The organism is Variovorax paradoxus, assembly GCF_024734665.1.
Lineage (GTDB): Bacteria > Pseudomonadota > Gammaproteobacteria > Burkholderiales > Burkholderiaceae_C > Variovorax.
The window spans coordinates 7,198,563-7,224,765 of the sequence record NZ_CP102931.1 but is presented as its reverse complement, the minus strand read 5'-3'; the positions used below and the strand labels follow the sequence as shown (position 1 = coordinate 7,224,765).

Sequence of the window (26,203 nt, the reverse complement as noted above, 5' to 3'; positions counted from 1 at the left end):
ATGCAGGCTCAGACCGCGAGCCCCTGCAGGTCCCCCGCTCGATCCAGGCCCCAGATGCGCTGCAGCAGCGTCTGCGCGCGCTCGGCACCGACCACCGGTGCCGCCAGTTCGAGAAACTTGTCCTCCAGTTCGGCGTCCGACAGCGGCAGTTCGGGGTCGCCCTTGCGGTCGGGCTGCAGCCAGGCGTGGCGCTGGCCGTCGGCGGTCTCGATCTCCACACGGGCCGAGCGGCGGCCAGGGAAAGTCGCATCGAGTTCCGGATCGACCACAGCCGTGATGCGCGCCATCATGGCGTGCGTGTCGGCATCCGCCAGCCGCTCGGGCGTGTAGGCCGCGAGCCGTACGCTGCCATGCACCAATGCCGTGGCCACCACGAAGCGCAGGCTGAAGCGGGCTTCGTTTTCGGTGTGCGGGTCTTCGTGGCAGGCGATGTCCAGCGCGGGGCCATAGGTCGCCACGTGGACGCGGCGGATGTCCGGTGCGCGCAATCCGTGCTGGCGCGCCAGCTCCAGAACGCCGTCGATGGCGGCGAAGGTATGACCGCAGCCGATGTGGTTCTTGAAGGTCAGCCGCGTGATGTTGAATTCGCGTCCCAACGTATCGCCCACCTTCGACCAGTCCGGCCCGTCGCTCATGGCGCGACCGAAGCCGGCCTCGCCATCGAGCACATCCAGCGAGCCCGTCACGCCTCGCGCGGCCAGTTGGGCGGCGAACACGCCGCTCTCGGCGGCGCGGCCCGCATGCAGAGGCTTGGACATCGAGTCCATGCGGAAGGCCTGTTGCAGGCCGGCAGCAAAGGTCGCGGCCGTGGCCAGCGCATGGGCAAAGGGCTCCTCCTGCAATCCAAGCAGTCCGGCGGCGGCAGAGGCAGCCCCGAAAGTGCCCACGGTGCCCGTGTTGTGCCAGTGGTGATAGTGCGGCCGTCCCATCACCACCCCGATGCGGGTCGAAACCTCATAGCCGAGCACCACGCCGCGCAGGAAGCCCAGGCCGGTCGCGCCGCTGTCCTGCGCGGTAGCCAGCGCCGCCGCCACCGTGGCCGCGCCCGGGTGGTACATCGCGTCGCGAAAGCTGTCATCCACTTCCGCCGCATGGGCGGCCGTTCCGTTGAGCAGCGCGGCAACGCGCGGCGTTGCGCAACGGCCGTCAGGCAGGCGTGCACGACCGCGGTCCAGATCTTCCGCCAGCAGCGCGTGCAGTTGCGGCATCGGCGCTACCGACAGCCCCGGAAACAGCGCGGCGTACCAGTCGATCACTGCGCGCTTCGCGTGGTGCAGCACGTCGTCGTCCAGCCGGGCATGGCGGAATTCGGCGGCATAGCGGGCAAATACTTCAGTGGCGTACATGGCGAGTCGCTCAGGCCAGAACGACCACGCCGTCGGCGGCGCGCACGCCCTGACCTTGCGACAGCACGAAGACCGGATTGATTTCGGCCTCGACCAACCGTTCTCCGAGCTGGGCCGCCATCCTCGAGAAGGCGACGATCGCGTCGGCCAATGCCTCGACGTCAGCCTTGGGCCGTCCCCGGAAACCATCCAGCAGCGGCCAGGTCTTGAGGTCCTGCGCCATCGACAGTGCCTCGGCGCGGCCGAGCGGCTTCAGACCCTGCGCGTCCTGCGCCAGCAGCCGCATGGTCGTGTCCTTGAAGAGCTCCGCCGTCACACCTCCCATGCCCAGCAGGATGGCCGTGCCGAGCGCATCGCGGTGCATTCCGAGGATCAGCTCCGTCCCGCCCGACACCATCTCCTGCACAAGAAAACGCTCGGGATGCACGCCGCTGCGAGCCTTCACATCGGCCGCCATGCGGCCAATGCGTTCGCCAATAGCTTCGCTGCCCAGCCCGACGGCGACGCCGCCCACATCGCTCTTGTGCGTGATTTCAGACGACAGGATCTTGAGCACGACGCGCCCGCCCAGTTCACGCGCGGCTGCTTCGGCCTCGGCCGGGGAACCAACGATCCGCTCGGCGACACACGGCACGCCGAAGCGCGAGAACAACTGCTTGGCCTGTGCCTCGTCCAGCGAACCGCCAGCCAGCTCGCCAACCTCGATCAGCGACAAGGACGTGTCGCCTTCCTCGGGCGCGGCGAACCCTTGCACGCGCAGCATGCCCGCCAGCGCGGCGGTGCAGCTCTCGGCGGCGGTGAATGCCGGCACGCCGCATCGCGTGAGAAGTGCCCCCACTTCGGGCGCATGCGGGCTCACGTACGCCATCACCGGCTTGTCGGAACTGGGCAGGCAGTCCTGGATGGCGCCGGCCAGCAGTTCGGGCATGGCCAGGCTGGAAGAGCCGACGATGATCACCAGCGCGTCGTAGCTAGCGCTCGCCAGCAGCGCGTTGATGGCACCTCGCAGCAGGTCGGGGCGAAGCCCCGCCAGAGTCACGTCGATCGGGTTGCGGTCCAGCACGGCCTCGGTCCCCGTCTGCAACGCACGCAGCGCATCGGCAGTGGCAGCATCGGGGGCAGGCGTGTCGAAGCCTGCCACGCCCAGATCATCGGAAACCAGCGTGCCGGCTCCGCCCGTGGAAGTCAGGACGGCGACGCGCCTGCCAAGCAACTTGCGGCCCGTGGTCAGCGCTGAGGGAATATCCAGCAGATCGGAAAAGCTCCGGGCACGAATCACCCCCACCTGCTTGAACAGCGCGTCGTACATGCTGTCGGCGCCCGCCATGGCACCGGTGTGCGAAACCGCGGCCTTGGCCCCCGCCTCCGACCGGCCGATCTTGAAGGCGACGACAGGCTTGCCCAGGCGCGCGGCCTTCAGGCAGGCCGCGCGGAACTTCGCAGGGTTGCGCACGGTTTCGACGTACAGCGCAATCACCTTGGTGGCCGGGTCATCGGCCAGGTGGTCGATGAAGTCGGGCAGTTCCAGATCGACCTCGTTGCTGGTGGAAATCAGCTTCGACAGGCCGATGCCGCGCGCCGCGGCGCGGGACAGCAGCGAGCCCAGGATGCCGCCGCTTTGCGAGACCACGCCGATGCCTCCGGCCTGAAACTCGTCCATCTCCAGCGCGCCCGACGGCGACAGGACGATGTTGTCCGTGAGATTGACAAGCCCGATGGTGTTGGGGCCCAGGATGCGCATCGCGCCGGCCGCCTCGATCAGCTGCTGCTGGCGCCGCGCACCGTCTTCCCCGGTTTCGGTATAGCCGCTGGCCAGCACGATGGCCGCGGCACAGCCGCGTGCCGACAGCTCCTTCACCGCCAGATGCGCGCGCTCGGCACCCAGCAGCACGACGGCAACGTCGGGCACCTCCGGCAGCGATGCAATATCGGCGTAGCACTGCAGATCGCCGATGCGATCGACCTTCGGGTTCACCGGCATGATGCGGCCCGCAAAACCGTGCTTCTGCAGATAGGCCACGGGGCGACCGGTGGTCTTCTTCGGGTCTGCCGAGGCGCCGATGACGGCGACGCTGCGTGGCGAGAGCAGCTTGGCGATGGCGTGGTTCATGGCGTCAGTCCTTCGCGGTGGTCTTGGCGAGAAACGCTTCCACCGAGGCACGGTGCTCGCTGCTGGTGTAGCAGATCCCCTGTGCCTGGCTGCCCTGTGCGAACACATCGTGCGAGGTCAGCTCGAAGCTCTGGTTAAGGATGGTCTTGGTCAGCGCGAGCGCAGTGGAAGACGCAGACGAGAGCTCGACCGCCCACGCCTGCGCGTCGGCGAGCAGCGTGTCCGCGCCGGTCTTGCGGTCCACGATGCCCAGCGAGAGGGCTTCATCCACCTTGACCTGGCGGCCAGTGAAGATCAGCTCCTTGGCCTTGGGCAGGCCCACCCGGCGCGGCAGGAAGTACATGCCGCCGCCATCGGGAATGATGCCGCGCAAGACATAGCTCCAGGCAAAGCTGGCCCATTCGCTGGCGATGATGAAATCGCAGGCCAACGCCGTGTCCGCGCCCAGCCCCGAGGCCGCGCCATTGACAGCGGCGATCACCGGCTTAGGCATGGTGTGCAGCAGCGCCTGCACGTGGTGCACGCGCTGCTGGCGATGCCATCCGTTGAAGCCCACTTCGCCAGCCGGCGCGTTCATGCGCTTCTGCATGCCACTGATGTCGCCGCCCGCGCAAAACCCCTTGCCGGCACCGGTCAGCACCAGCGCCTTGATGGTCTTGTCCGCGGCCACGCGCTCCAGCGCGTCGGCGAACTCCGCGCGCATGTCGTCGCTCATGGCGTTGCGCTTGTCGGGGCGATTGAAGGTGACGGTCGCGATCGCGTCCGTCACCTGGAAGTCGATGAGGGTGTAGGTCATGAGTTTTTCTGGCTGAAGTCGAGGGCGGCCGTTCAGTCGGCCTTGATGCCGTTTTCCTTGATGACGCGCGCCCACCGCGCTTCTTCCGCGCGAACGTAGTCGTCGAGTTCGGCAGGCGCGCCGGCATTGATCACGAGGCCTTCATGCTCGATCTTTCGCACGAAGTCCGGCGCTCGCGCGGCCTTGCGTCCGGCGGCGTTGAGGCGGTCGATAACGGCAGGCGGGGTGCCGGCCGGCACGAACAAGCCATACCAGCTCTCCACCAGATAGCCCGGCACGCTGGCCGCGATGGCCGGCACACCCTTGAATGCCGGCGAGGGCTCGGCAGTGGTCACGCCCAGCGCACGCAGCTTGCCGCTGTCGACGAAGGTGGACACGGCCGCCGCGGTGGCGAACATCATGTCGACCTGCCCGCCCAGCAGATCGGTCAGCGCCGGGCCGGCGCCCCGGTAAGGTATGTGCGTGAGCTTTACCTTCGCGAGATTGGCGAACATCTCACCGGCCAGATGAGCGGAGGTACCCGCACCTTGCGATGCGAAAGTCAGCTTGCCGGGATTGGCCTTGGCGCTGGCCAGCACATCGGCCACCGATTTGTAGGGACTGTCGGGGCGCACCACCAGGACGTTGGGTCCGCGCCCGACGAGGATGACCGGCGCAAAGGCCTTGTTGCTGCCATACGAAAGCCTGGGCTGCAGCGATGGATTGACGGCGTGGGCGAACGAGGCGACCACGACGCTGTAGCCGTCGGGCGCGCTCTTGGCCACGTTGTCCGTGCCGATCAACGTTCCTGCTCCCGGCTTGTTGTCGATGATGACCGGTTGCCCGAGGTCCTTGGACATCTCCGCGCCCAGCGTGCGGGCGATGAGGTCGGTGCCTCCGCCCGGCGCGAAGGGCACGACGAAACGGATGGGCTTGTCGGGATATGCGAAGGCCGTGCCGACGGCGGTGAGGCCTGCAAGAAGGAAGGCGAGCGCGCGTGCTCGCCCGGTGGAAGGGGCTGCCATGGTCTGATGTCTCCAGAACTGTTTGATTTGAAAGTCCGTCACATGCCCAAGCTGCAGCGCGTGACAGCTGAACTCTAGGATCAAGCGGCTCGCAAAGGTGATTGCAATTCCACTGGTTGGAACACAGGCAGTGGATACTTCGATTCGATCCATTCACGGTGAATCCACGCGTCGCCTGTCCGCAAGGCTCCCATGACCGAACTTCCCAACTTCAATCTCGACCACAAACCCGGACGATCGCCCGCCAATCGATCGCTGGAGCGAGGCATCGAAATCCTGCGTGCATTCCGGCCAGGCTCCGAGCTGTTGGGCAATGGTGAACTGGCCGAGCGCACCGGACTTTCCAAGTCCACGGTCAGCAGGCTCACGCAGACGCTGGTGGGTGCGGGCATGCTGCAGCTGGACAGCGTCGAACGCGCCTATCGCCTGGCGCCCGCCGTGCTGAGTTTGTCGCACGCGATGCGCACCGGCTCGCGTGTTCTACAGGCAGCAACACCGCACATGCGCGAGTTGGCGCTGCAAAAGCGCATCAACGTCGGACTTGCCGCGCCGGACCGGGACGAGATGGTTTACCTTGAATCCATTCGCTATGCGAAGCGCGTAGCGCTCCGGCACGTGGTTTCGGGCCAGCGTGTGCCGATGGAACTCACGTCGCTGGGCAGGGCTTACCTGGCGGTCGCTTCGCAACCTCGCCGCGCCAGGCTGATGGAACTGTTCGCGCAACGCCGCAGGCACTGGCGCAAGATGGAGACAGAGATCAAGCAGGCGTGGGCGGACGTGCATGCCAAGGGGTACTGCGCCGCGGCCTGGCAACCCGAGGTGGTGGCGCTGGCCACACCGCTGCTGGTGGACGACGTCATCTACGTGCTGAATGTCAGCGTATCGACCGAGGAATCGATCGCCGTCATATCGCGGGAGCTGGCCCCCGCCCTGCTCGAACTGGCGCAGAAGATACGTCACGCGCTGAACGTGCAGGAACCGCGAGGCGGTTGACTGGGCTTCGGGCGCCTTCGTCGCCGAGCTTCCGGATGCCTTCTTCGATGTGCCAGTGCTCTGGGTGCATGGTCACACGCATCAGCAGTTCGACTATCGCGCCCGCTCTTGCCGGGTCGTGTGCAATCCGCGCGGCCTGCGCAGGCCCGATCGCGCGCGCTTGCCTTGCGCGATGCCCGGCTTCTCGACCAGGCGGTAGCTGACGACCGAGGCCGCCACGAGCAGCAGCGCACAAAGAATGCCCACCAGCCAGTACTGCATTGCGGCAGCCATCGCGAACTCCCGCACCGGCTGTACAGCGAAGACGATCGTCAGAACAAGCCCCTGCAGCAGGTAGATGCTGTAGCTCACCGTGCTCATGCGCCGGGCCGCGCGCGTGGCCAGCAGGCCGAACAGCGTGCTGCCGCGGCAGACCAGGTGGAAGAAGACCCAGAGCAGCAAGGCCTGGATAGGCCCCACCATGTGCTCGAACCAGAGGAACACGGCGCCGAGGCAGACCAGGGCGAGCAGCGAAGCCGCCCATTCCGGCAGCCGCAGCTTCAACGTGCTCGCACCATCGCACCGGATCAACCAAGCCGACAGCATGCCCATGAGGAACGACGCCAGCACCCACGCCAGGGCGCCGACCACAAGCAAGAGCGTCGGCTGCCAAAGCGAACCGTCCGGCGAAAGCGCGGAGAACGTCAGCACCAGCAGGCACAGCAGCAAGGCACCGGCAACGAAGCGCGGCGTTCGCCCGCCGCGCGCGAGCGGCGCCATCAGCCGGAGCGATCCGTAGAACAGCCATTCCACGAAGACCGTCCACGTCACGCCCGCGAGGATGAACCTTGTCCCGTCATAGCCGTTGATGTCGGGCTGCATCGGCACGATGCCGAGGGCCAGCCACTGCAGCATCTCGCCCAGCACGGACCAGGCCGGCTCCCGGAGCTCGAACCCGGTTCTCCAGGCGACGATGAGAAGCATCAGGCCCACCGCCACCAGGTACATCGGCCCGATGCGCCAGAGCCTGCCGATGTAGAGACTCGTCCAGTCCGGCCGGCCCTTGGCGTCGAGCAATTTCCCCCAGAACAGGAAGCCGGTGATCATGAAGAAGACCGTCACGCCGACCTGTCCGAGCAGGGTGTGGAAGCCCGAGTGTGGAAACGTCCATTCGCCTCGCTCGATGTAGCCGGGGGTCACCGTCAGGTGGTGCACGAACACGCTCAGCGCGAGAAAGCCGCGCAGCCCGTCGAGCGTTGCGGTGCGATGGTCGCGCTGCGGTGGCTCGTCGGCCGCGCGGAAAACCGGCAGCGCCAGCGCACCGAGCACGACCAGTACGAGCACGAAATACGGCCAGACGGAGAGGACGCTCATCGCTGGCGCGGCCTGCTCTGTTGCTGCTTTCTTGCTCCAGGCGCCTTCGCAAGAACGCCGGCCTCTCCCCCCGTCGGCTCGGTGCGTTCCTTGTTCAAGTCATCGGCAGCAGGCGACCGGAACCGCGACGCATACGCCCAGGCGGCACCACGCCGATGCAGGGCAAACACCCTCATGCCTTGGCGGCATCGAGGTCCGTGGCCGCAAGGGATCGCGGCCGCATGTCGGTCCAGTTCGCTTCGATGAAAGAGCTGCAGGCCGCCCTGTCGGTCGCGGCCAGCGCGACCTGCCAGCCGGCAGGTACCTCGATGAAGCTCGGCCACAACGAGTGCTGGCCTTCTTCATTCACCAGCACCAGGAAGGTGGCGTTCTTGTCGTCAAACGGATTGCTCATGGTCGATTTCCTTGAAGGGGTTCAGGCGTTCAAGCCATTTCCACGGACTCGGGCGCTGCCTCGCGCAGCGCCGTGAGGGCCGTGGTGATTTCGGTCAATGCGTGATGGCGCGCGAAGTCCTCGCGCAGCACGCCCGCTCGCTGGCGGTAGCTGGGTTCGCTCAACAGCCTGCGCACGGCGTCGCCGATCTGGCGTGCGCTCGGCTGCCCGTTGCCGAGGTTGATGCCAACACCCGACCACGCCACGCGCGCGGCGATCTCGGGCTTTTCCTCTGTGGCTCCGGCCACCACCAGCGGCACGCCGAGGCTCAGCGCGTGGTTGACCGAGCCGTAGCCGCCGTTGGTCACCATCGCATGCACCTTGGGCAGCAGCCGGTCGTACGGCAAAAACGGCAGCACACGGGCATTGGCCGGAACCGCCATGTTCAGCGCGGCCGGCAACGGGCCGCCGGTGGTGGCGATGACCTGGATGTCCTTCGCCCCGGCCAGCGCCTGCAATGTCGGGCCGATCAGCTGCGCCGGGTTCTGGTTGGCCAGCGTGCCCTGCGTGACCAGCACCACCGAGCGGCCGTCGTCCAGCTCGCGCCACCAGTCGGGCAGCGTGAAGTCCTGGCTGGCAGGCGCGAGCAGCGGGCCGACAAAACGCACCGAGGCGGGCAGGTCGCTGCGCGGGTATTCGAAGGACGCCGCCGTCAACTGCAGGTAGAGGTCCGGCAGCTTGACCATGGCATCGATGAAGAAGTCCGGCAGCGCGGGCAGGCCTGCGCACGTCAGCAACGCATCGAAGTAGCGCTGCACCTCGCCGAACATCGCCTGCTTGAGGTTGGCGTTCATCGCCCTGTTGCGCACGCGCCCTTCCGGCGTGGACGACGGCGGCAGCGCGGTGCCGAAGAAGGCCGTGTCGCAGCTGGACAGAGGCAGCGCCGAGATGCCGACGGCAACAATCGCCGGGCGATGCTCGCGCGGCCCCAGCAACAGCGGGAAGGTGCCGCAGAACATCGTGTCGACCACGATGGCGTCGGCCTCGAAGTCTTGCAGGATCGCGCCCAGGCCAGCCCGTTGCGCGGCCATGGCATCGGCAAAGAAGTGCTTCAGGCCGAAGCACAGCTGCGCGTGCGCAGACGGCAGGCGCTGGCGCTGCGGAAAGCGCTGGTCGAGCTCGCGGTAGTCGTAGTCGATCGCGGCGTCGAAGGCGGTGAAGCTCGCGCCGGTGGCCTCGGCCTGCGCCCGGAACCGGCTCGCGGTGTGCACCCGCACCTCGTGCCCGAGGTTCACCAGATGCTGGGCGATGGCCAGCATCGGCAACACGTGTCCCGGCAATGCGGTTGCCGCGATGAGATAGCGTGCCATGTCGGGTCTCCTATGAAGCGCTGGTTTCCAGGGCACGGCGTGCCTTGGTGTCGATGCCGAGGTCGACGAAGTAGCGCTGCAGCAGCTCGCGGTCCACCGGGCGGATTGCCGCGCCGATGGCTTCGAGCTGCGCATGCGTGGCCGCGCCGCTGACCTGCGGCGGCGTGGCCGAGGTGTCGTAGCGATCGAGAATCGCCAGCACCGCCGCAAGGTCGCGGTCCTGCCCCACGGCGAGCCGTGCATGCGCGCGCTCCAGCCAGGGCTCGAGCCCCACCGGTTCGAGCCGCATGCCGAGCCGTTCGAACACTGGCGGAATGTCGCGCACCCGCAGCGCCGCCTGGCTCATCAGGTGGAACACCTGGCCCCACGACGCCTGCTGGCCCGCAAGGCCGAGGATGGCGCGCGCCACGTCGTCCACCGGCGTCAGGTTGAGTGGCAGGTCCATGTCGGGAATCGCTTCCAGGTCGGCATAGAGATGCGCCACGCGCCAGATCAGGTCGTCGGCATTGCAGATCGCGTGGGTGTGGTCGCCGGTGACTGCCCCCAGCCGGTAGATCGCGACCGGCATGCCGCGCGCCTGCGCCACGCGGGCCAGCGCATCGCCGACCCACTTGCTCTGGCTGTAGCCGTCGACCAGCCCGCTCCACGAAGCAAGAGCCGACTGCTCGGTGACCGTGCCGTCCTTGTTGTTCTGGTCGATCACCGCCAGCGTCGAGACGTAATGCATGCTCTTGGGCCGGCCCTGCGAGGTCCACTCGAGCAGCGTGACCACGCTGTCGACGTTGGCGGGCTTCAGGCTGGCGTAGGGATGCAAAAAGTCGACCTGCGCGGCGCAGTGGTAGATGGCGTCGCAGCCATCGCGCACCAGTTGCACGGCGCTGTCGTCGAGGCCGAGCAGCGGCTTGCCGAGGTCGCCGGTGACGACCTTGATGCGCGCGTCGTCCCAGATCGCGCCGAGCTGGCGCTGGGCCAGCGTGAGCTTCAGGCGGCGCTTGCCCGCCTCTTCGTCGGCGGCGCGCACGTGGCAAACCACGCAGGCCGATGAGTCGCGCAGCAGCGCAGCCAGCAGATGGCTGCCGACAAAGCCGCTGGCGCCGGTCAGGAACACGCGCTTCGCAGCCAGCGGCGGTGCAGCATCCTGGCTGCGGATGTGCGCGGGCAGATCGAGTTCGCGCGACAGGTCGAGCGCCTCGGCAGTGCCGGCCGAGTCGTCGAGCCACGCGGCCAGTTCGGCGACAGTTGGGCGGTTGTAGACCTCGGCGTGCGGAAAGTCCGCGCGCACCTGCTGGCGGATGCGCATGCCGAGCTGGATGGCCATCAGCGAATGACCGCCAAGCTCGAAGAAGTTGTCGTGGATGCCGACACGCTCCAGATGCAGCGTCTCAGCCCAGAGCGCGGCCAGTTGCCTCTCGGTGGGCGTGCGGGGTTCGGCATACGGTGCGGCGGCCTGCTGCTCGGGTGCGGGCAATGTCTTGCGGTCGAGCTTGCCGCTCTGGGTCAGCGGCAGGAACGGCAGGTGGACGAAGGCCGAGGGCACCATGTAATCGGGCAGCGCCTTCGCCATGTGGGCGCGCAACTCGATCGGCTGCGGATCGGCCGCGGCGACCACGTAGGCCACGAGGCGCTTCTCGCCCGGCACGTCCTCGCGGACGATCACGGCCGCCTGCGTCACCAGCGGGTGCTGCAGCAGCACCGATTCGATTTCGCCCAGCTCGATGCGGAAGCCGCGGATCTTCACCTGCTGGTCGGCACGACCGAGAAAGTCGAGGCTGCCGTCGCTGCGCCAGCGCACCAGGTCGCCGCTGCGGTACATGCGGCTGCCGGGTTCGCCGAAGGGGTTGGCGATGAAGCGTTCGGCGCTGAGCAGCGGGCGGTTCAGATAACCGCGCGCCACCCCGCTGCCGGCGATGTAGAGCTCACCCGCGACACCGGGCGGCACCGGCTGCAGGCTGTCGTCGAGCACGTACACCCGCGTGTTCCAGACTGGCTTGCCGATGGACGGCAGCTCTTCGGCATTCATCGGCGCGCTCGTGCTCGCGCAGATGGTGATTTCCGTCGGGCCGTACGCATTGATCATGCGGCGGCCTTGCGACCAGCGCGCGGCCAGCGCGGCGGGGCAGGCATCGCCGCCCACCACCAGCGTCTGCAGATGCGGGAATTCGCCGTGCGGCAGGGTTGCCAGCGCGGCCGGCGGAATCAGCGCATGGCTCACGGCCTGCCTGTCGAGCAGCTCGGCCAGCTCCGTGCCGAGCAGTTGCTGCGGCGACGGCACCACCAGCGCGGCGCCGGCGTGAAAGGCCATCAGCAGGTCCATCACCGAAGCGTCGAAGCCGCTGGAAGAGAACTGCAGCACGCGCGAGTCGTGGCCAATGGCAAAGCGCTGCGCCATTGAAGCGCCGAGACTGCTCAGGCCGGCATGCGGCACCACCACGCCCTTGGGCAGACCGGTGGAGCCGGAGGTGTAGATGACGTAGGCGGCATCGCGCGCATCGACCGTGCGCGAGTGCACCACGGGGTCGTCAGACTGGATCGCCAGTGCGGCGACCGTCTCGTCGCTGTCGAGCGCCAGGCAATGCGCAATGCCGGCCAGCTCCGGCAGCAGCGATGCATGGGTCAACACGCTCGCGGGCGCCGCCTCGCCGAACACGAAGGCACTGCGCCCGGCCATGTGGTTCGGGTCGAGGGGCAGGTAGGCCGCGCCTGCCTTCACGATGGCCAGGTGCGCCACGACGAGGTCGAGCGAACGCGGCAGCACCGTCGCGACGATGGCGCCGGCGCCGATGCCCCGGCCCCGCAGCAGGTGCGCAAGCCGGTTGGCCCGCACGTCGAGCGCGGCGTAGCTGACCGTCGCGTCGTCGAGCACCACCGCCGGTGCGTTCGGACGCGCGGCCGCGTGCGCCTGCACCATGGCGGCCAGCGAGAGCGGCGCGATGTCGAGTGTGCTGCCGCTCCAGTCGGCAAGCAGGCGTTGGCTTTCTTCATTGCTCAGGATGTCCAGGCTGCCCAGCGCAGCGTCGGGCGCATCGCAGGCCTGCTCCAGCAGGCGCACCAGTCGCGCCGCGATGGCTTCGACGGTGCTGCGGTCGAACAGGTCGGTGCTGTACTGGATGCCGCCGGCAATGCCGCCCGGCAAGCCATCGGCGCCGCGCAGCTCGTCGAGGATGAAGGACAGGTCGAACTTGGCGGTGTCCACGGCCACCGGCTGCGGCGTGATCGACAAGCCGGGCAGGCTGAAAGACAGCCGGTTGCCGCCCTGCTGGAACCCCAGCATGACCTGGAACAGCGGCAGGTTGGCGCCCGAGCGCTGCGGCCGCAGCAGCTCCACGATGCGGTCGTACGGGAACTCCTGGTTCGCATACGCGGCAAGGTTGGTGGCCCGCACCCGCGCGATCAGGTCGCGCAGACCCGGTTGTCCCGAGGTGTCGGTGCGCAGCACCAGCGGGTTGACGAAGCAGCCAATCAGGTCGTCCAGCGCGTGATCGCTGCGGCCTGCAACCGGCGTGCCGATGACGATGTCGTCTCCCGCGCCCAGCCGGTTCAGCAAGCCTGCGAGCGCGGCCTGCAGCACCATGAAGACGCTGGCCTGGCCGTCGCGCGCCAGCTGCAGCATGCGCTCGTGAACGTGCGCCGGTATCTGCATCGGCACCACGTCGCCCTGGTAGCTGGGAACGGCTGGGTGCGGGCGGTCGACCGGCAGGCTCAACCGCTCGGGCAGGTCGCGCAGGGTCTCGCGCCAGAACTCGCGCTGGCGGCCGGCCATGCTGTCGGCGTCGTCTTCGCTGCCGAGCAGTTCCTGCTGCCACAGCGCGTAGTCGGCGTATTGCAGCGGCAGCGGTGCCCAGCCGGGCGCCTTGCCTTCGCTGCGCGCGGCATAGCCGATGCTCAGGTCGCGCGCCAGCGGCAGCAGCGAGGCGCCATCGCCGACGATGTGATGCGTCAGCAGCAGCAGCACGTGCTCGTCGGCAGCCAGCCTGAACAGATGGGGGCGCAAGGGAGCCGTGTTGCCGAGGTCGAAGCCGAGGCGTGCCGCGGCGTGCAGCTGGGCGGCGATTTCTTCTTCGCTGCTGTCGGCTTCGATCAGCAACGCACGCGCTTGCGCACCGTCGAGAATCTGCTGGTACGGCAGCCCGTCTTCGTTCGGGTAGATGGTGCGCAGGCTTTCGTGGCGCTGCACCAGGTCGTCCAGTGCGGCCTGCAGCGCATCGCGGTCGAGCACACCCGAAAGGCGCAGGGCCAGCGGCATGTTGTAGGCCGGGTTCGCGTTTTCGAGCTGGTTCATCAGCCAAAGGCGGCGCTGCGCGAAAGACAGCGGAATGCGCGCCGGGCGCGGCATCGGCGTGAGGCTGGGCCGCGACTGCGAGGCCTGGTCCAGCAGTTCCGCGAGGCCGGCGATGGTGGAAACCTGGAACAGCGTGTCCAGCGGCAGGTCGATCATGAACTGCTGCCGGATCATCGAGATCAGCTGCACGATCATCAGCGAGTGCCCGCCGAGCTCGAAGAAGTTGTCGTTGATGCCGACGCGCGGCAGGTGCAGCGTCTCGGCCCAGAGCCCCGCGAGGATGCGTTCGGTGGGCGTGCGAGGCGCGGCATAGGGCGTGGCCGCCTGCAGCTCGGGCGGCGGCAGCGCCTTGCGGTCGAGCTTGCCGCTGGGGCCCAGCGGCAAGGCCGGCATGCCTACGAAGGCCGAGGGCACCATGTATTCGGGCAGTGTTTGCGCGAGATGGGTGCGCAGTTCGGCTGCCTGCGGGTCGGCCGCATCCGCCGCCACGACGTAGGCCACCAGCCGCTTCTCGCCCGGTACGTCTTCGCGCGCGATCACCGCGGCCTGCGCCACTTGCGGATGCTGCAGCAACGCCGATTCGATCTCGCCCGGCTCGATGCGCAGGCCGCGGATCTTCACCTGCTGGTCGGCACGGCCGAGAAAGTCGAGGCTGCCGTCGCTGCGCCAGCGCGCGAGGTCGCCGGTGCGGTACATGCGGCTGCCGGGTTCGCCGTACGGGTTGGCAATGAAGCGCTCGGCGCTCAGCAGCGGGCGGTTCAGGTAGCCGCGCGCCAGGCCGACGCCTGCGATGTACAGCTCGCCGGTCGTGCCGGGCGGCACTGGTTGCAGGCCGCTGTCCAGCACGTGCATCTGCGTGTTCCAGATCGGACGGCCGATCGGAACGGTGGGAACGGCGGGAACGCTCTTCGACGACGGCTCGTCTTCAGGCGTGCGCGGGCATTCCCACGAAGTGACGTCGACTGCGGCCTCGGTCGGCCCGTAGAGGTTGTGCAGTTCGCACGGCAGGATCTGCTGGAACTGCGATTGCAGTGCGGGCGACAAGGCCTCGCCGCTGCAGATCACGCGACGCAGCGAGGTGCAGTTGGCGGCCATGGGTTCGAGCAGGAAAACCTCCAGCATCGACGGAACGAAGTGGATCGTGGTGATGCCTTCGTCCGCAATCAGCCCCGCGAGGTACGCCGCGTCCTTGTGGCCGCCCGGCTTTGCCAGCACCAGCGTGGCGCCGTCGATCAGCGGCCAGAAGAATTCCCAGACCGACACGTCGAAGCTCGACGGCGTTTTCTGCAGCACGCGGTCATCGGCCTGCAGGCCGTAGCGGTCCTGCATCCAGCGCAGGCGGTTGACGATGGCGCGGTGCGACACGACCGCGCCCTTCGGCTTCCCGGTCGAGCCCGAGGTGTAGATCACATAGGCCGGGCGCGAGGGATCGATCGCGACGGCGGGGTCGGTCTCGGCGCAATTCGCCAGATCCGCAAACGTTTGCGCTACATCGAGCAGAAGTTTCGGAGCGTCTGCCGGCAGCGACTCCGCAAGCGCCGCGGTGGTGACCAGGCACACCGGCTGCGCGTCGCCGAGCATGAAAGCGATGCGGTCCTGCGGAAAGTCGGGGTCGACGGGCAGGTAGGCGGCGCCGGTCTTCAGCGTGGCAAGCAAGGCCACCATCAGGTCCAGCGAACGCGGAATGGCCAGCGCCACGGTGCGCTCCGGGCCCGCACCGCGCGCGCGCAGCAGGTGCGCGAGGCGGTTGGCGCGCCGGTTGAGCTCGTCGTTGCGCATGTCCTCGCCGGCGAAGCGCAATGCGATGCCTTGCGGATTGGCGGCAAGCTGCGCCTCGATCAGCGCGGTGAGATGGGTGTCGGGCACCGCATGGGCCGTGTCGTTCCACGTCACCAGCAGTTGCTCGCGCTCGCTGGCTTGCAGCAGGTCGATGTGGCCGATGGCCTGGTCGGGCTGGCGGATCACCGCCGTCATGAAGGCGAGCAGCCGGCGCTGATGGTCAGCCAGTTCCTGCGCGGTGTAGACCGCCGGATTGGCGTCGAAGTCGATCTGCAGGTCCTGCCCGTTGCCGCGTTCGTACAGGAAGATGCCCAGATCCTCGGCCGTGCCGTTGGACAGGTTGCGCGGCTTCGCGGCATGCCCGGCAAAGCGGAAGTCGTAGTCGAAGGGCTCGACGTTGACCACGGTGGTGAACAGCTGCCGGTTGTTGACCAGCATGTTCAGGTCGCTGCGCAGGTGCTCGTAGCGGTACGACTGATGTCGCAATATCTGCCGCATCTGCCGGCCCACTTCGTTGATGAGCTCCGGCACCGGCAGGTCCGGGCGCATCGAAAGCCGCAACGGCAGTGCGTTCGCCACCATCGCGGGCACGCGCCGCATGCGGTCGTTGTGGCGCGCGGTAACGGGAATGCCGATCACCATGTCCTCGATGCCGGTGGCGCGGTACAGGTAGGCCGCGGTGGTGGCGATCAGGATCTGCGGCAGCGTGGTGCCCAGCTGCTGCGCGATGTCCGCCAGGGCCCGCACGCTGGCGGCCGGCAGGTGCGCCGTCTGGCGCAGCAGGCCGCCGACGTTGACCGAGCGATGCGATGCAAGGCTCAACGGGTCGGGCGCGTCGCCGAAGCGTTCCGTCCAGTACTGGCGGTCGCGCGGGAAGCGGCCGGACTCGCGATAGGCCTTCTCTTCCTCGGCCAGTTGCGAGATGGGCGCGATGCGCGAAGCCTCGGGCACCTCGGTGCCGTTGATGCGCGCGGTGTAGACGTCGGCGAAGCGCCGAGCAATCAGCCCACCGCCGAAGCCGTCGAGCACGATGTGGTGGCTGCGGTGGTACCAGATGTGGCGCTCGGGCGCGATGCGGATCAGCGCGGACATCCAGAGCTGGTCCCGCGCCAGGTCATCCTTGCGGCTGAAGTCGGCATGCATCCACGACTGCGCGGCGGCGGCCGGGTCCTCTGCGCCGCTGAAGTCCAGGTAAGGCATTTCGCGCATGAAAGCCGGCGCGACAATCTGGCGCGGCCCCTGCGGGGTATCGGCAAAGCTCAGGCGCGTGGCCTCGGCTTCTTCGGTCACCTGCCGCATGGCGGCCATGAAGACGGCGGGATCGATCCAGCCGTCGATTTCTATGGCTTCGGCGAGATTGAAGTTGGTGTCGGGCGAGGCGAATTTCGCGCCGAGCCACATCGCCATCTGACCCGAGGTGAGGGCAGATGCGGCGCCCTTGGGATCGACCGTGCTCATGAACTTCTCCACGTCTTGAATTGAATCGGCAGCGATCGAATCCCTCAGGAAACAATCGCAAACTCCGAATCAATGTACAAGCTGTTTCAACAATTTCAGAGACAGCTTTCCGGGTGAAAACATTTCACGTGGAGCTTTGAGCGCGAAAGATTTCATCGCAAAGCGATCACCCAATTCGCGGTTTCCGGAATTGAGAATCTTTAGTCGTATTGCGGAAAAAAACCGCTACAAAAGCATGTTGCGGTGCAGCAACTTCTTCAGCGACGAGTAGGGTCTTCCCTCTGTTCGCCGCCTCAGCGCTTGTCGAAATACGGAATGAAAACGCCGTTGGCGGCCACGCCAACCTGCTTGACCCAGTCCAGCGAGAAGTGCTCGCCAAGGCGCTGCAGGTCACGGCTGAACAGGAAGGACACCTGCTCGATCTTCATGCCGTTGCGCCGCAATTCATCCATGGAGCGTGCTGCTGCGGCGGCGCTGTTCGCCCATCCGCGCAGTTCGGCGGCTGCAGCGGCGGCCTTCAACGCATCGCGCGAGGTCGCCTCGAGAGCGCTCCAGGCCTTGTCGTTGACGAACACGAGGTTCTTGGGAAACCAGGCATTGATCTCGTAGAAGAAGCGCATGGATTGCCACACCCGGCTCTCCACGCCCGTGACGGCGGAGGTCATCATGCAGTCGATGCGGCCGTCCGCCAGCGCCCTGTCGAGCTCGGTGGCCGGCACGTCGACGGGCACCGCGCCCATCAGCGTTGCGATGCGCGCGGTGGTTGCGTTGTAGGCACGCATGCGCATGCCACGCAGGTCGCTCATCGCGGCGAGCGGCTTGGTCGAGTACAGGCCCTGCGGCGGCCACGCGACGGCGTAGAGCACACGCAGCCTGCGCTCGGCGAAGGCCTGTTCGATCAGCGGGCGCTGAATGCGCCAGAGCCGCTGCGCGTCGGCATAGCTGCTGGTGATGAACGGGACGGAATCGGCGCCGGCCAGCGGCACGTCGGCGGCAAGGCTGCTCATGATGGCTTCGCCGGCCTCGATCCTGCCGTCCTGCACCGCCGCACGGATCGCGTTCAGCGCGAACAGCGAGTTGCCGGCGTGGACCTCGATGCGCAATTGCCCTGCAGTCGAGCGCTCGACCTCCTTCGCCATGGCCAGCAGGCTGACCGTGTGGAAGTTTTCCGCCGGATAGCCGGTGGCCAGCCGCCACACCGTCGCCCCGGGAGCGGCAGATGCAGCGGAAGAAAAGGCCCCTGCACCGCCCACCAGCAGTGCGAAGGTCCGGCGGGTGATGAGGGGCTGGCTCATGGCCTCAGCCGATGGTCGCGATGGCGGCACCGGCCGCCACGTAGCCGCCTGCGGCGACCGAGAGGGCGATGCGTCCGGCGCGATGCGCGAGCACCTGCATTTCCATCTTCATCGCCTCCATCACGGCGATGACGCTGCCCGCCGCGACCTCGTCACCATCGGCGACCTTCCAGCCCTGCACCGTGCCGGAGACCGGCGCGACCACCGCTGCGGCGTCCACCACTGCTGCCGCTTCAACCGGTGCAGCGCCCGCACCAGCGGCCGCAGACGACAGCCCGCTCAGCAGCACGGCAGGCAGACCCAGCGACATGCGGCGTCCATCCACTTCGATCGACGTGCGCAGCAGAGCCGTGTCAGGCAACGGGTCCGGACGCATTGCCGCAGCTTCGCCGTTGGCGAAGTCTGTTTCGATCCAGCGCGTGTGCACCTTGAATGCATCGCCGGACACGAAGTCCGGGTGCGCCATCACGGCACGATGAAACGGCAGCACCGTGGGCAGGCCCTCGATGCGGAATTCCTTGAGCGCACGACGCGCCCGCGCAATGGCCTGCTCGCGCGTTGCGCCGGTGACGATGAGCTTGGCCATCAGCGAATCAAAAGTGCCCGGCACCTGCGAGCCGGCATCCACGCCGGCATCGACGCGCACGCCGGGCCCCGAAGGCGCATCGAACACCTTGACCGGCCCGGGCGAAGGCATGAAGCCGCGCCCCACGTCTTCAGCATTGATGCGGAACTCGAAGGCATGGCCGCGCGGCACCGGCGTCTGCTTGATCGACAAGGGCAGGCCCTCGGCAATGCGCAGCTGCTCGATCACGAGATCGATGCCCGTGGTTTCCTCGGTCACCGGGTGCTCCACCTGCAGCCGCGTGTTCACTTCGAGAAAAGAGATCGCACCGCTCGCGCTCAGCATGAACTCGACCGTGCCGGCGCCCGTGTAGCCGGCTTCCGCGCAGATGTCGCGTGCCGACTGGTGAATGCGTTCGCGCTGCTCGTCACTCAGGAAGGGCGCGGGCGCCTCTTCCACCAGCTTCTGGTTGCGCCGCTGCAGCGAGCAGTCGCGCGTGCCGAGCACCACCACGTTTCCGTGCGTGTCGGCCAGCACCTGCGCCTCGACGTGGCGCGGGCGGTCGAGGAACTGCTCGACATAGCACTCGCCGCGGCCAAAGGCCGTCACGGCCTCGCGCACCGCCGATTCGTAGAGGCCTTCAACCTCGTCGAGCCGCCACGCCACCTTGATGCCGCGGCCACCGCCGCCGAACGCGGCCTTGATCGCGACCGGCAGGCCGTGCTTCTCGGCGAAGGCGAGCACCTCGCCAGCGTTCTTCACTGGATCGGCCGTGCCCGCGACCAGCGGCGCGCCGACCTTCATCGCGAGCTTGCGGGCCTGCACCTTGTCGCCCAGCATCGCAATCGCAGCCGGCGACGGGCCGACCCACGTGAGGCCGGCATCGATGACGGCCTGCGCGAACGCAGCGCTCTCAGAGAGAAAGCCGTAGCCCGGGTGCACCGCGTCGGCGCCGCTGCGCGCGGCCACCGCGAGCAGCTTGGCGATGTTCAGGTAGGTGTCGGCGGGCTTGTTGCCATCGAGCCCGTAGGCCTCGTCGGCCATGCGCACGTGCAGCGCATTCAGGTCGGCATCGGCATACACCGCGACCGATTGCACGCCGTGGTCGGCACAGGCGCGCGCGATGCGCACGGCGATCTCGCCGCGGTTGGCGATCAGGAGTTTTTTCATCGGAAGGCTTTCACTGGGCCATGGGCTTGAAGCGAACGCGCGCATTCACGGGGATCTGCCCTGCGCGGTCGAGGTGGTGGGTGGCGACAGAGGCGATCACGGGATAGCCGCCGGTCAGCGGATGGTCGGCCAGGAACAGCACGGGCTGGCCGCTGGGCGGCACCTGGATCGAGCCGCGCGCCGTGCCCTCGCTGGGCAGCTCTGCGTGATTGGCGCGTGCCAGCGGTACCTCGCCCGCGAGCCGGATGCCGACGCGGTTCGATTGCGGCGTGACTACCCACGGCTGGCTGCACAGAAGCTCGACCGCATCGGGCGTGAACCAGTCGGTGCGCGGGCCGAACACGATGTCGAGCACGACTTCTTCCTGCACGGTGGGCAGGTCCGCCGGTGGCGTTTCGGGCGCACCGACCACGGCGCCGGTGGCGACCGCGCGCACGGGCAGCACGTCGCCCGTGGCGATGGCTGGTGGGCCAACGCGGGCCAGCGTGTCGGTCGAGAGACTGCCCAGCACGGGCGCGATGTCGAAACCGCCGCGCACGGCGATGTAGCTGCGGATGCCGGCCTGCGGCTCGCCGAGCGCAAGCATGTCGCCGTCGGCCAGCGCGATGGGCTGGTAGCGCGGCAGCGGCCACTTCGCGCCATCGGCGCGGGTCAGCATGACGGGGCCGTCAGCGCCTGTGATCGCCACCACCGCGTCGCCACGGCAGGCGAGCTGGAAGCCGCCATAGGCAATCTCCATGCAGGCCATGTCCGATGCGTTGCCGACCAGCCGGTTGGCCGCCTGCAGCGAGCGCTGGTCCATCGCGCCGGAGGCCGATACGCCCTGCCCGGCCTGGCCATGCCGGCCGCCGTCCTGCAGCAGCGCTTGCAGGCCCGCAGCGCGAATCTCGAAGGCGCAGCCGCCATCCACAGCAGCGGCTTGAGAAGGCAAGGACGCCACTGCCACAGGCACTGCCTGCGGCAATCCGGTGACATCCACGAAGCGCACCGTGTCGCCCGGCTGCAGCAGCGCGGGCGTCTCGCGCGCCAGGTCCCACATCGGCGCATCGGTGATGCCGATGATCTGCCAGCCGCCGGGGCTGGCCTGCGGGTAGACGCCGCTGAAGCTGCCCGCAAGGCCGACCGCGCCCGCCGGAATGCGCGTGCGCGGCACCGTGCGGCGCGGCACGTTCAGGCTCGGGTGCCCGCCTGAAAGATAAGCAAAGCCCGGCGCGAAGCCGGTGAAGGCGACGGTGTAGTCGCTGCCGGTGTGGCGGCGCACCACCTCATCGGGCGTGATGCCGAGCAGGCCGGCAACCTCGGTCAGGTCTTCGCCGTCGTAGCGCACGGGAATCTCGATGCGCTTGTCGATGCGCGTCTCGCGCGCGTCGAGGCTGCGCTTGCCGATCTGCCGCACGAGTTCGTCAGTCGAAATCGCAGCCGGGCGGAAAGTGATCAGCAGCGTGCGCGCAGCGGGCACCAGCTCTTCGATGCCTGCAATGGGTTCGGCGCGCAGCGAGGCCAGCAGCGCGAGGGTTTGCGGCAGGTCGTCGAGTTCGACCAGCACGGCGTTCAAATTGACCGGCAGGAAGCGCATCGTCATGCGGCTGAATCCACGAAGGAGCGGATCGTCACGCCCGCCTGCTCCAGCCGCACGCGCACCTGGCGGGCCATCTCGACCGCGCCCGGGCTGTCGCCGTGCACGCAGACCGATTCGGCCTCGATGCGCACCGTGCTGCCGTCGATGGCCGTGACCACGCCGTCGGTGGCCAGCCTCAGCATGCGCTCGGCCACTTCGTCGGCGTCGTGCAGCACGGCGCCGGGTTCGCGGCGCGACACCAGCGTGCCCTGCGGCGTGTAGGCGCGGTCGGCAAAGGCTTCGGCCACGGCGCGCAGGCCTTCGCCGCGCGCCCAGCCCAGCAGCGGCGAGCCCGCCAGCGCCACCAGGCACAGGCCGGAGTCGATCTCGCGGATGGCGGCGATCACGTCGCGCGCCTGACGCTCGTCGTGGGCGATGGTGTTGTAGAGCGCGCCATGCGGCTTCACGTAGCGCACGGTAGTGCCGGCGGCGGCGGCAAGGCCTTTCAGTGCGCCGATCTGGTAGATCACGTCGGCGCGCAGGTCGGCGCTGTCGACGTCCATGTTGCGGCGCCCGAAGCCCACGAGGTCGCGGTAGGCCACGTGGGCGCCGACCGCGACGCCCCGCTCCTTCGCCTGCCGCAGCGTGCGCAAAATGCCCGCCGGGTCGCCCGCATGGAAGCCGCAAGCCACATTGGCGCTGCTCACGAGGGAAAGCATGGCGGCGTCGTCGCCCATGCGCCAAACGCCAAGGCTCTCGCCGAGGTCGCTGTTCAAGTCGATGTTCATCGTTGGTCTCAGGGTCATCAATGCAGGCGGCCGGCGGTCTCGCGCACGTCGTCGCGCACGGTGAGCGCGGTGCGTATCGCCACGCGGAAGGCTTCGACCTGCGTGGCCAGTGCCATGCTGGCCACGCCCGGCTTGGAGGCCGCCTGCTCGGGCAGGTAGGGCACGTGGATGAATCCGCCGCGCGTGTGTGCGAGCGCCGGGCTCGTCGCGATGCGGTGCATCAGCGCATAGAAGATGTGGTTGCACACGAAGGTGCCGGCAGTATTGGAAACCGCCGATGGCAGCCCTGCTGCGCGCATGTCGCGCACCATGGCCTTGATCGGCAGCGTCGAGAAGTAGGCCGCCGGCCCACCCGCGACCACCTCGGTGTCGATGGGCTGGTAGCCGGCGTTATCGGGAATGCGCGCGTCGTCGAGGTTCAGCGCGGCGCGCTCCAGCGAGATCTCGCTGCGCCCGCCTGCCGCACCGATGCACAGCACCAGCCGTGGCGCCGGCCCCACCAGCGCTTCGTCGAGCGTGTCGATGGCGCGGCCGAACACGCAGGGCAACTGCACCGCCTGCACCATGGCGCCTTCGCAGGCCCAGCCGTCGAGCGATCGCGCGATTTCCCACGCCGGGTTGACGGGATCGTTCTCGAAAGGCTCGAAGCCCGCGAGCAGCACGCGGGGCGCCGCGCCATCGGTGGTCTTCGTCTTCGTCATGCTCGGCGCCTCAACGGAACATCAGGAAGTACATCAGGAAGATGTTGACCACCAGCAGCGCGGCCGCGGTCGGTATCTGCACCTTGATCACCGCGTTCTTGTCGGGCAGCTCCAGCAGCGCCGCCGGCACGATGTTGAAGTTGGCCGCCATCGGCGTCATCAGCGTCCCGCAGTAGCCCGAGAACATGCCGATGGCCGCCATCACCGCCGGGTCGCCGTGGTACACGCCCACCAGCACCGGCACGCCGACGCCGCCCGTCATCACCGGGAAGGCCGCGAAGCCGTTGCCCATGATGATGGTGAAGAGCGCCATGCCCAGCACGTACACAACGACCGCGACAAAGCGGATGTCCATGTTGATGTAGCTCGTGGTGATGTACGCCACCGCCTTGCCCACGCCCGCGTCGGAGAACACCAGGCCCAGCATGCCCAGCATCTGCGGCAGCACCACGGCCCAGCCCAGCGCGTCGGTCAGTCGGCGCGACTCGCGCATGCCCTGCACCGGCGTCTCGCGCGTCAGCCAGCAGGCCAGCGCCAGCGCCACCACGCAGCCCACGCCCAGGCTCACCAGCGTGGTGTTCTTGGGGTCGAGCAGGAAGGCGTCGCCGATCTTCACCTTGCTCATCAGCACGGTGCCGATCACCGTGACCAGCGGAATCGCCAGCGCCGGCATGAAGAGCTTGTTGCCCAGGCGCTTGGCGCTGGTTTCGTACTCGGCCGGCGTGGGTTCCTTGTGCTTGCCCGCGCCGACGCCGCGCAGGCCGGCAATGACGGCCATGCCGATCGCGCCCACGCCGACCCAGGCGGGCGGCAGCTTGTCGCCGACCAGGAAGACCAGCGAATAGAGCCCCCAGAACAGCGCGCTCGTGTAGCGCTTGGGGTGCTGGCGGTCGGCCAGCGTCATGACTGCCGTGATCGCGAGGATCAGGCCGACCAGGATGTACAGGTGCTGGATCGAGAGAATCATGATCAGCGGCCTTCCTGCGCAGCGGAAACGGAGGGAACGGCGGGCGCATCGGACGCCGGTGCGCCGCCCAGTTCACGTGCCAGCGACTGGTCGAGCCGGCGCAGGCGCCAGGCGTGGATGATGAAGGCGGCAATCGCCGTCGGGATGCCCCACAGCGCGATGTGCAGCGGCTCGACGTCGATGCCGGCCTCGTGCAGGAAGGTGCTCATCAGCACGATGGCGCCGAAGGCCACGAAGATGTCTTCGCCGAAGAACAGGCCCACGTTGTCGGTGGCCGCCGCATAGGCGCGCAGCTTGTGGCGGATGCGGTCGGGCAGCTTGCCGTAGCGGGTTTCAGTGGCGCCTTCGGCCATGGGCGCCAGCAGCGGGCGAACCATCTGCGGGTGGCCGCCCAGGCTGGTGAGGCCAACGGCCGCCGTGAGTTCGCGCGCTGCGAGGTAGACGATCAGCAGACGCCCGGCTGTGGCCGACTTGATGCGGCTGATCCAGTTCTGCGCATGCTGGCGCAAGCCGTGCCGCTCGAGCAGCCCGATCACCGCCAGTGGCAGAAGAATGATCAGCGGCAGGTTGCGGGTCTTGATGAACCCGGTGCCGATGGCCGTGAGGATCGCCATCGGGCCGAAGCCCGCGGCAATCGCCGTGGCGATGGCCGTGACGATCACCACCAGCATCGGATTGAAGCGCAGGATGAAGCCCGCAATGATCACGGCAACGCCGATCAGCGGCCACAGATGAGGGATGTCAGGAGTCATGTTGGTCTTTCGGTTCTGGATTCGGAGACACCTTGCGCGGGGGCGCCGGCAAGCCGCTTCATGCAAACTGCGTGCCAATGAATGAGCAATTCAAATCATCTGAATCACTCATTTCTCATAAATTGTTGAACAATTTATGCGAGTGTGCCCAACAACAGTGCCTGACTGAACCCATGAAAACCCTGAGCGTGTCAACACTTGGTGCATCGGGCGGTGGCCGGGCGGGTGCCGTCCGGCGGGGAAAACCTGCTACAAACGCCCGGACTCCCCGCCCCCTTCCCCGCTCCCCTCACCCCCTCCTGGCATGACTCCACCGGCCTCCCCGACTTCACCCGCCTCGCCGGCCGCCGGCGCGCAGACGCTCAACGACCGGGTCGCGGAGCTCATCCGCCAGAAGATCGTGAAGGGCGAGTTCTCGCCGGGGCAGCGGCTGTCGGAGGCCGCGCTGGCCGACAGCTTCGAGATTTCACGCAACACCCTGCGCGAGGTGTTCCGCACGCTGACCAAGGAAGGGCTGCTCAAGCACGCGCCGAACCGCGGCGTGTTCGTGGCGGTGCCGAGCATCGCGTCGATCATCGACATCTACCGGGTGCGCCGCCTCATCGAATGCCAGGCGCTGGCACAGGCCTACCCGCGCCACCCGGCCAAGAAGCACATGCGCGAGGCGGTGGAAATGGCCCTGAAGTGCCGCGACGCCGGCGACTGGCTGGGCGTGGGCACGGCCAACATGGAGTTCCACAAGGGCATCGTGGAACTGGCCGACAGCGAACGGCTGAACATCCTGTTCGCGCACATCCTGGTCGAGCTGCGGCTGGCCTTCGGCCTGCTCAAGGACCCGGAGTTCCTGCACGCGCCTTATGTGGACATGAACACGAAGCTGCTCGAACTCATCGAGGCCGGCAAGTTCGCCGAGGGCTCGGCGTCCCTCAACGACTACCTCATTCACTCCGAGCGCATCGTGCTCGCGGTCTACGCGCGGCAGATGCCGGAAAGCGGCATCGACAACTAGGCAGCCGCCAGTTCGAGCTTCATGCCCTCGTGCGTGGCCTCGAACCCCAGTCGCTCGTAGAAGCGGTGCGCGTCGGTGCGGCGCTTGTCGGTGGTGAGTTGCACGAGGCGGCAACCCGCGGCCCGGGCGGCGTCGAAGGCAAAAGCGATCATGTGCTCGCCGATGTCCTGCCCGCGGTGGGTGGACGCCACGCGCACGCCCTCGATCTGCGCCCGCAGCGCGCCCTGCCGGGCCAGCCCGGGAATGACGATGAGCTGCAGGCAGCCGACCACGCCCTCGGGCAGCTCGGCCACCAGCACGCCGTTGCCGCTCTGCGCCTCGATCTGCCGCCAGGCGGTTTCGTAGAGAGCGGCATCGCCCGGGTGCTCGCGCGTCGCGCCGAGCACGTCGTCGGCCAGCATCGCGGTGATGGCGGGGAGATCGGCCTGCACGGCCTTGCGTATCTTCAGGGGGGAATCTTGTGTCATGGCATTCGCCGCAGCTTTCTCGGGATGAGCTGAAATAATGGCAGCCCCTGCAACGCCCCGCCGACGGACC

The 26,203-nt window shown here is 67.9% G+C and carries 18 protein-coding genes; 2 read left to right on the top strand and 16 right to left on the bottom strand.

Features of this window, described 5'->3' with window-relative positions; genetic code table 11:
- Positions 1–8 precede the first annotated feature (8 nt).
- Genes NWF24_RS33800 through NWF24_RS33785 form a run of 4 tightly spaced genes read right to left on the bottom strand, consistent with a single transcriptional unit; the run spans position 9 to position 5,256 of the window.
- On the bottom strand, positions 9–1,346 hold the full coding sequence (locus tag NWF24_RS33800; protein ID WP_258352322.1) for an MmgE/PrpD family protein: 1,338 nt from the start codon (positions 1,344–1,346) through the stop codon (positions 9–11).
- 10 nt (positions 1,347–1,356) lie between these two features.
- The gene (locus NWF24_RS33795; protein ID WP_258352321.1) at positions 1,357–3,456 is read right to left on the bottom strand and encodes an acetate--CoA ligase family protein; all 2,100 of its coding nucleotides are present in this window, start codon (positions 3,454–3,456) and stop codon (positions 1,357–1,359) included.
- A 4-nt stretch (positions 3,457–3,460) separates the two neighbouring features.
- Positions 3,461–4,252, bottom strand: coding sequence for an enoyl-CoA hydratase/isomerase family protein (locus tag NWF24_RS33790; protein WP_258352320.1), 792 nt, complete (start codon positions 4,250–4,252; stop codon positions 3,461–3,463).
- A gap of 32 nt (positions 4,253–4,284) precedes the next feature.
- Positions 4,285–5,256 (bottom strand): tripartite tricarboxylate transporter substrate binding protein, encoded by a 972-nt coding sequence (locus NWF24_RS33785; protein ID WP_258352319.1) that lies wholly within the window; start codon positions 5,254–5,256, stop codon positions 4,285–4,287.
- A 192-nt stretch (positions 5,257–5,448) separates the two neighbouring features.
- Here NWF24_RS33785 and NWF24_RS33780 point away from each other — a divergent pair, with 192 nt between their 5' ends.
- Positions 5,449–6,249, top strand: a complete 801-nt coding sequence (locus tag NWF24_RS33780) for an IclR family transcriptional regulator (protein WP_258352318.1) — start codon at positions 5,449–5,451, stop codon at positions 6,247–6,249.
- A 93-nt stretch (positions 6,250–6,342) separates the two neighbouring features.
- Here the strand turns inward: NWF24_RS33780 and NWF24_RS33770 are convergent, their stop codons facing one another.
- From NWF24_RS33770 to NWF24_RS33720, 11 genes are all read right to left on the bottom strand, one after another.
- A complete protein-coding gene (locus NWF24_RS33770; RefSeq protein ID WP_258352317.1) occupies positions 6,343–7,602 on the bottom strand; it encodes an acyltransferase family protein in 1,260 nt (419 codons plus the stop codon).
- A gap of 172 nt (positions 7,603–7,774) precedes the next feature.
- Positions 7,775–7,996: an MbtH family protein gene (locus NWF24_RS33765; protein ID WP_258352316.1), complete on the bottom strand. Its 222-nt coding sequence runs from the start codon at positions 7,994–7,996 to the stop codon at positions 7,775–7,777.
- Between the two features lie 29 nt (positions 7,997–8,025).
- Positions 8,026–9,345 carry a glycosyltransferase gene (locus tag NWF24_RS33760; RefSeq protein ID WP_258352315.1) on the bottom strand — a complete coding sequence of 440 codons (1,320 nt, stop codon included), beginning with the start codon at positions 9,343–9,345 and terminating at the stop codon, positions 8,026–8,028.
- 10 nt (positions 9,346–9,355) lie between these two features.
- Positions 9,356–16,861: a non-ribosomal peptide synthetase gene (locus NWF24_RS33755; RefSeq protein WP_258352314.1), complete on the bottom strand. Its 7,506-nt coding sequence runs from the start codon at positions 16,859–16,861 to the stop codon at positions 9,356–9,358.
- A gap of 293 nt (positions 16,862–17,154) precedes the next feature.
- On the bottom strand, positions 17,155–18,156 hold the full coding sequence (locus NWF24_RS33750; protein WP_258352313.1) for a TRAP transporter substrate-binding protein: 1,002 nt from the start codon (positions 18,154–18,156) through the stop codon (positions 17,155–17,157).
- 4 nt (positions 18,157–18,160) lie between these two features.
- Entirely contained in the window at positions 18,161–19,891 is a 1,731-nt protein-coding gene (locus tag NWF24_RS33745) for an acetyl/propionyl/methylcrotonyl-CoA carboxylase subunit alpha (RefSeq protein ID WP_258352312.1), read from the bottom strand.
- Between the two features lie 10 nt (positions 19,892–19,901).
- Positions 19,902–21,467 (bottom strand): 5-oxoprolinase subunit B/C family protein, encoded by a 1,566-nt coding sequence (locus NWF24_RS33740; RefSeq protein ID WP_258355401.1) that lies wholly within the window; start codon positions 21,465–21,467, stop codon positions 19,902–19,904.
- Between the two features lie 2 nt (positions 21,468–21,469).
- The gene (locus tag NWF24_RS33735) at positions 21,470–22,237 is read right to left on the bottom strand and encodes a LamB/YcsF family protein (protein ID WP_258352311.1); all 768 of its coding nucleotides are present in this window, start codon (positions 22,235–22,237) and stop codon (positions 21,470–21,472) included.
- A 17-nt stretch (positions 22,238–22,254) separates the two neighbouring features.
- Positions 22,255–22,938, bottom strand: coding sequence for a pyroglutamyl-peptidase I (gene pcp, locus NWF24_RS33730; protein ID WP_258352310.1), 684 nt, complete (start codon positions 22,936–22,938; stop codon positions 22,255–22,257).
- Positions 22,939–22,948: 10 nt separating this feature from the next.
- Positions 22,949–23,905 (bottom strand): DUF979 domain-containing protein, encoded by a 957-nt coding sequence (locus NWF24_RS33725; RefSeq protein ID WP_258352309.1) that lies wholly within the window; start codon positions 23,903–23,905, stop codon positions 22,949–22,951.
- A gap of 2 nt (positions 23,906–23,907) precedes the next feature.
- Positions 23,908–24,657 carry a DUF969 domain-containing protein gene (locus NWF24_RS33720; RefSeq protein ID WP_258352308.1) on the bottom strand — a complete coding sequence of 250 codons (750 nt, stop codon included), beginning with the start codon at positions 24,655–24,657 and terminating at the stop codon, positions 23,908–23,910.
- Positions 24,658–24,961: 304 nt separating this feature from the next.
- Between NWF24_RS33720 and NWF24_RS33715 the strand changes: the two genes are divergently transcribed.
- The gene (locus tag NWF24_RS33715) at positions 24,962–25,666 is read left to right on the top strand and encodes a GntR family transcriptional regulator (protein WP_258352307.1); all 705 of its coding nucleotides are present in this window, start codon (positions 24,962–24,964) and stop codon (positions 25,664–25,666) included.
- On the opposite strand, the gene NWF24_RS33710 is transcribed toward NWF24_RS33715, so the two are convergent.
- Entirely contained in the window at positions 25,663–26,133 is a 471-nt protein-coding gene (locus tag NWF24_RS33710) for a GNAT family N-acetyltransferase (RefSeq protein ID WP_258352306.1), read from the bottom strand. The genes NWF24_RS33715 and NWF24_RS33710 overlap by 4 nt on opposite strands.
- Positions 26,134–26,203 lie beyond the last annotated feature (70 nt).

Bases quoted from the DNA above. Each gene is read 5' to 3' on its own strand.
- NWF24_RS33800 (WP_258352322.1), bottom strand. From the start codon at position 1,346: ATGTACGCCACTGAAGTATTTGCCCGCTATGCCGCCGAATTCCGCCAT.
- NWF24_RS33735 (WP_258352311.1), bottom strand. From the start codon at position 22,237: ATGAACATCGACTTGAACAGCGACCTCGGCGAGAGCCTTGGCGTTTGG.
- NWF24_RS33750 (WP_258352313.1), bottom strand. From the start codon at position 18,156: ATGAGCCAGCCCCTCATCACCCGCCGGACCTTCGCACTGCTGGTGGGC.
- NWF24_RS33715 (WP_258352307.1), top strand. From the start codon at position 24,962: ATGACTCCACCGGCCTCCCCGACTTCACCCGCCTCGCCGGCCGCCGGC.
- NWF24_RS33760 (WP_258352315.1), bottom strand. From the start codon at position 9,345: ATGGCACGCTATCTCATCGCGGCAACCGCATTGCCGGGACACGTGTTG.
- NWF24_RS33795 (WP_258352321.1), bottom strand. From the start codon at position 3,456: ATGAACCACGCCATCGCCAAGCTGCTCTCGCCACGCAGCGTCGCCGTC.
- NWF24_RS33740 (WP_258355401.1), bottom strand. From the start codon at position 21,467: ATGCGCTTCCTGCCGGTCAATTTGAACGCCGTGCTGGTCGAACTCGAC.
- NWF24_RS33755 (WP_258352314.1), bottom strand. From the start codon at position 16,861: ATGAGCACGGTCGATCCCAAGGGCGCCGCATCTGCCCTCACCTCGGGT.
- NWF24_RS33720 (WP_258352308.1), bottom strand. From the start codon at position 24,657: ATGACTCCTGACATCCCTCATCTGTGGCCGCTGATCGGCGTTGCCGTG.
- NWF24_RS33785 (WP_258352319.1), bottom strand. From the start codon at position 5,256: ATGGCAGCCCCTTCCACCGGGCGAGCACGCGCGCTCGCCTTCCTTCTT.
- pcp (WP_258352310.1), bottom strand. From the start codon at position 22,938: ATGACGAAGACGAAGACCACCGATGGCGCGGCGCCCCGCGTGCTGCTC.
- NWF24_RS33765 (WP_258352316.1), bottom strand. From the start codon at position 7,996: ATGAGCAATCCGTTTGACGACAAGAACGCCACCTTCCTGGTGCTGGTG.
- NWF24_RS33710 (WP_258352306.1), bottom strand. From the start codon at position 26,133: ATGACACAAGATTCCCCCCTGAAGATACGCAAGGCCGTGCAGGCCGAT.
- NWF24_RS33780 (WP_258352318.1), top strand. From the start codon at position 5,449: ATGACCGAACTTCCCAACTTCAATCTCGACCACAAACCCGGACGATCG.
- NWF24_RS33770 (WP_258352317.1), bottom strand. From the start codon at position 7,602: ATGAGCGTCCTCTCCGTCTGGCCGTATTTCGTGCTCGTACTGGTCGTG.
- NWF24_RS33790 (WP_258352320.1), bottom strand. From the start codon at position 4,252: ATGACCTACACCCTCATCGACTTCCAGGTGACGGACGCGATCGCGACC.
- NWF24_RS33725 (WP_258352309.1), bottom strand. From the start codon at position 23,905: ATGATTCTCTCGATCCAGCACCTGTACATCCTGGTCGGCCTGATCCTC.
- NWF24_RS33745 (WP_258352312.1), bottom strand. From the start codon at position 19,891: ATGAAAAAACTCCTGATCGCCAACCGCGGCGAGATCGCCGTGCGCATC.